At 39.6% G+C, this 4,671-nt stretch carries 1 protein-coding gene; it reads left to right on the forward strand.

Features of this window, described 5'->3' with window-relative positions; all coding sequences use genetic code 11:
* The coding region (locus tag AC33VI_RS22760; RefSeq protein ID WP_491784547.1) for an AAA family ATPase at window positions 1-4,671 on the forward strand (4,671 nt) is incomplete at both ends.

Consider the following 4,671-nt stretch of genomic DNA (forward strand, 5'->3'; position numbering starts at 1 on the left):
GCAGAATGAATCGTTCGGTAGATTATCGTACAGATTTTTATTCTCTGGGAGTTACTTTTTATCAAATGCTGGTAGGGAATTTGCCCTTTACCAGCCAAGATCCTTTGGAGTTAATCCACGCACACATAGCCAAACAACCTTTATCAGTTAACAGTTATCAGTTAACAGTCAACAGGAAGAAGACTCCACAAGTAGTTTCAGATATCGTGATGAAGTTGATGGCGAAAGCTGCCGAGGATAGATATCAAACTGCTGCGGGGCTTAAGTTTGACCTAGAAAACTGTCTCCAGCAATTACGCAGCCAAAGTAAAATTGAAGGCTTTGAATTGGGTAAGCGAGATCTGGGCAAGCAGTTTTTATTGTCTGAAAAACTCTACGGTAGGGAAACAGAAATACAAACCCTGTTGGATGCTTTTAATCGAGTCAGACATGGTGCGACAGAAATTAAAGTAATTTCTGGTAATTCGGGGGTGGGTAAAACCTCAATTGTCAATGAAGTTTATAAACCGATTTCTGCTACGAGGGGCTATTTTATTGGGGGGAAGTTCGACCAATTCAAACGCAATATTCCCTATGCTGCATTTGTTCTGGCTTTTCAAAACCTCTTTGCTCAACTATTAACCGAAACTGAAACCCAGATCTCTCTTTGGCGCAATAAGTTACTAGATGCCCTCAATCCCAACGCTCAAGTAATCATCGATCTTATTCCCGAATTGGAATTAATTATTGGCAAACAGCCTGAAGTTCCTCAGTTGGGAGCAATAGAGGCTCAAAATAGACTTAATTTGGCGTTTGAGAAACTGTTTGGTGTTTTTTGCCAACCCGAACACCCTCTGGTTATCTTTCTAGACGATTTGCAGTGGGCGGATCTCACGTCTTTACATTTAATCGAATTTTTAAGCCAGCGACAGCAAGACGGCTATTTATTTTTAATTGGGGCATATCGCGATAATGAAGTCAATGCCACTCATCCTTTAATTGAAACGATCGCCAAAATTATTTCTGCGGGTGTCGATCTTGCCCATTTGGAGATCGCACCTTTAAAGCTTGTCGATGTTACTGCTGCGATCGCCGATAATATTGGTAAGGGGATAGATATTAACCAGATCGATACTTTTGCCAGACTAATTTTTAGGAAAACTCAAGGCAATCCTTTTTTCTGCGATCGATTACTAAAAAAACTCTACACAGAAAAATTACTAACCTATCAAACTGAATTAGATCTTTGGCAATGGGATCTGGCAAACATTCAAGCTATAGGCATTAAAGATTTTACTATAGTCGAATTAGTCACGTCTAATTTGGCTCAATTACCCCTCCAGACAAGAAATATGCTTAAAATAGCTGCTTGTTTGGGTAATAATTTCGATTTGGCAACCATTGCAACTATTAACCAAAAATCTCAGATTGCTACGGCAAAAGAACTCTCACCAGCCATAGAAGCGGGTTTGATTTTACCCCAGTCGGATAACTATCAAATTCCTTTGGCTTTTGATGAATCAGAAGCGATCGCTCTGGAATTAAATACGATTGAGATTGACTATAAATTTCTACACGATCGCGTTAGAGAAGCTGCTTATAGTTTAATTACCGAAGCCGAAAAACCAATTACCCACTATAAAATCGGCAAGATACTTTTAGCAAAATACAATTCATCGACTAAAAAAGATAATTTATTTGCCGTAGTTAACCAGCTTAATTTTGGCTACAACCTAATAGATACTCAAGCAGAAAAAGATAATTTAGCCAAACTAAATTTAGTTGCTGGACGACAGGCAAAAACAGCTACTGCTTATGATGCTGCTAAAGATTATTTTGATTTAGGAATAAAACTTTTAGGAGACAATTGTTGGGGCGATCGTTACGATTTAGCATCTCAGCTATATACCGAATTAGCAGAAGCAGAATATCTTAATACTAATTTTAGCCAGGCAGAGACATATTGCAATCTAGGAATAGAGCGAGTAGAAAATATCTTACAACAAGCTAAGTTTTGCGAAATAAAAATTAGGTTAGCATTAGCCCAAAATCAAATTCAATCTGCTATCGAAATAGGCAGACAAACTTTAGAACTTTTAGGTACAAATATAGTTCGAGTTCCAACCGAACTAGATCCAGAAAAACTAGCTCGATTATCAGCTATGAGCGATCCAATTCAGCTACAAGCAATGCGAATCTTGATGCTCGTACATCCCCCTGCTTGCTTTGCAGAAGCCGATCTAGCATCGCCACTTTTATACACTATGCTAGAGATTTCTAGTCAATATGGTAATGCCCCTGCTTCGATCTATGCCTATACTGTTTATGGAGCTTTAATATCTTGGTCAATACCAGATATAGATCGTTCTTATCAGTTTGGTAAATTGGCTTCGGCTACACTATCTCAATTAAATGCTAAAGAGTTTCAATCTTTATTATCTGTTGTAGTTTCAATAACTATTAATCATAAAAAGCAGCATTTATCAACAACATTAAAACCACTTTTTCAAGCCGTTCGATGCGGATTGGAGGCAGGTGATTGTGAATTTGCTTGTTATGCTGCTCATTATTATTGTTCTCATTTGTTTTTTAGCGGTAGTAGTCTAGAAAAAGTAAAATCAAACCAAACAAAATATATTGCTTTAATCGACAAATACCAGCAAAAGCATCAATTAATCCTGGCAAAAATAATAGCTCAGGTGGCTGAAAGTATGACCGAAGACAACTATCGGGGAGATAGTTTGGACGGTAATTTTGTTTGCGAATCTCAAACTTTATCAGAGTTAAAACAACACAACAATTTATTAGCAATATTTGGCTTATTCTATGCCAAATGCTTTACTAGTTATTTATTCAAAAACTATCCGCAAGCTTTAGAATCGGCTCGTTTGGGGTCAGAATATTCGGGATTTGTTAAAGCAGAAGTAATTTATACCCAGCATAATTTTTATTATTCCCTGTCGGTATTGGCTCAATATCCCTACGCTCAATTAAAAACTGACGAACAACAAGAATTAGAAATAGTAGCGCAAAATCAATTCCTAATGCAATATTGGGCGGAACATTGCCCGATGAACTACCAGCATAAATACGCTTTGGTAGAGGCAGAAAAAGCGCGAGTACTGGGCAACATTCCGACGGCAATGGAATATTACGATCGCGCCATCGGTGGAGCAAAAGCACAGGGCTACATTCAAGAAGAAGCGATCGCCTACGAGCGGGCAGCAGAATTTTATTTAACCATTGGCAGACAAGAAATAGGGAATTTTTATCTTAAGAATGCCTACTATTGTTATTCCCGTTGGGGAGCAACGGCTAAGATACGAGCCTTAACAGCAGAATATCCTCATTTATCCCTAGATTTGGAGTTAAAACCAAACAAGGGCAATCTAAAACTCGAAATGCTGGATATAGCCAGCGTTATTAAGGCTACCAAAGCAGTATCGAGAGAAATTCAATTAGAAAAGTTACTGGCGACTTTGATGACAACGGCAATTGAAAATGCAGGGGCACAAACGGGTTGTTTGATATTAAAAGAAGAAGATTGCTGGGTAATTCAAGCCGAAGGCAAAGCCGGTACTGATGAAGTTGGTATTATGCGTTCTATGCCTATAGATTCTACTATCGGCGAGTCGCAAACCCCCATCCTGCCAGTCAGCATTATTAATTACATAACTCGCACACAAGATAACCTGGTTCTTCATAACGCAACGGCAGACAAAAGATTTAAGAGCGATCGCTATATTAACCTGACTCAACCCAAATCGATTCTTTGCACTCCTCTGTTAGATCGGGGAAACCCGATCGGTATTTTATATCTAGAAAACAACTTAACTACTAATGCCTTCACTAGAGATCGCCTGGAAATCGTTAAAATCATCTCTTCCCAAGCAGCCACATCGATCCAAAACGCCCAACTTTATCTTGCCGTCGATCGCAACGAAAGAAGACTAGCTCAATTCTTAGAAGCCGTACCTATCGGGATCTTTGTCGTTGATGCCCAGGGCAAACCCTATTACGCCAATCAAACTTCACAGCAAATCTTGGGCAAAGGAATTATCGCCGAAACTACTGCCAGTGAGTTAACTCAAACCTATCAAGCATATTTAGCGGGTACAGATCGACTCTATCCGACTGAAGAACAACCAGTCTTACGGGCTTTAAAAGGAGAGCGATCGACTATTGACGATGTTGAAATTCATCAAGCAGACAAAATAATTCCCTTAGAAGTTTCGGCGATGCCTGTTGTGGATGAGAAGGGCAAAATTATTTATGCAATCGCTGCTTTCCAAGATATTAGCGATCGCCGAAAAGTAGAATCTCAACGGCTTCAGTTCACCCAGCAACTAGAACAAAAAGTTACAGAACGTACTTTAGAACTATCCCAAACCTTAGAAATTCTTCAGGCTACCCAGGCAGAACTAATGTTTGAAAATGAATTACTCAGAGGTGAATCTCCTTCTAACTTTGACTATCAAGTGGGGGGAAGCTTACCGATGGATGCTCCTACCTATGTAGTGCGCTCGGCAGATCGTCAGCTTTATCAAGCATTGAAGCAAGGGGAATTCTGTTATATTCTCAACCCCCGTCAGATGGGTAAATCTAGCTTGATGGTGCGGATGATGCACCACCTCAACAGCGAAGGCTACTGCTGTAGCGCGATCGATCTGACTCGCATCGGTAGCGAAAATA

It is taken from the genome of Waterburya sp. (genome assembly GCF_058530065.1).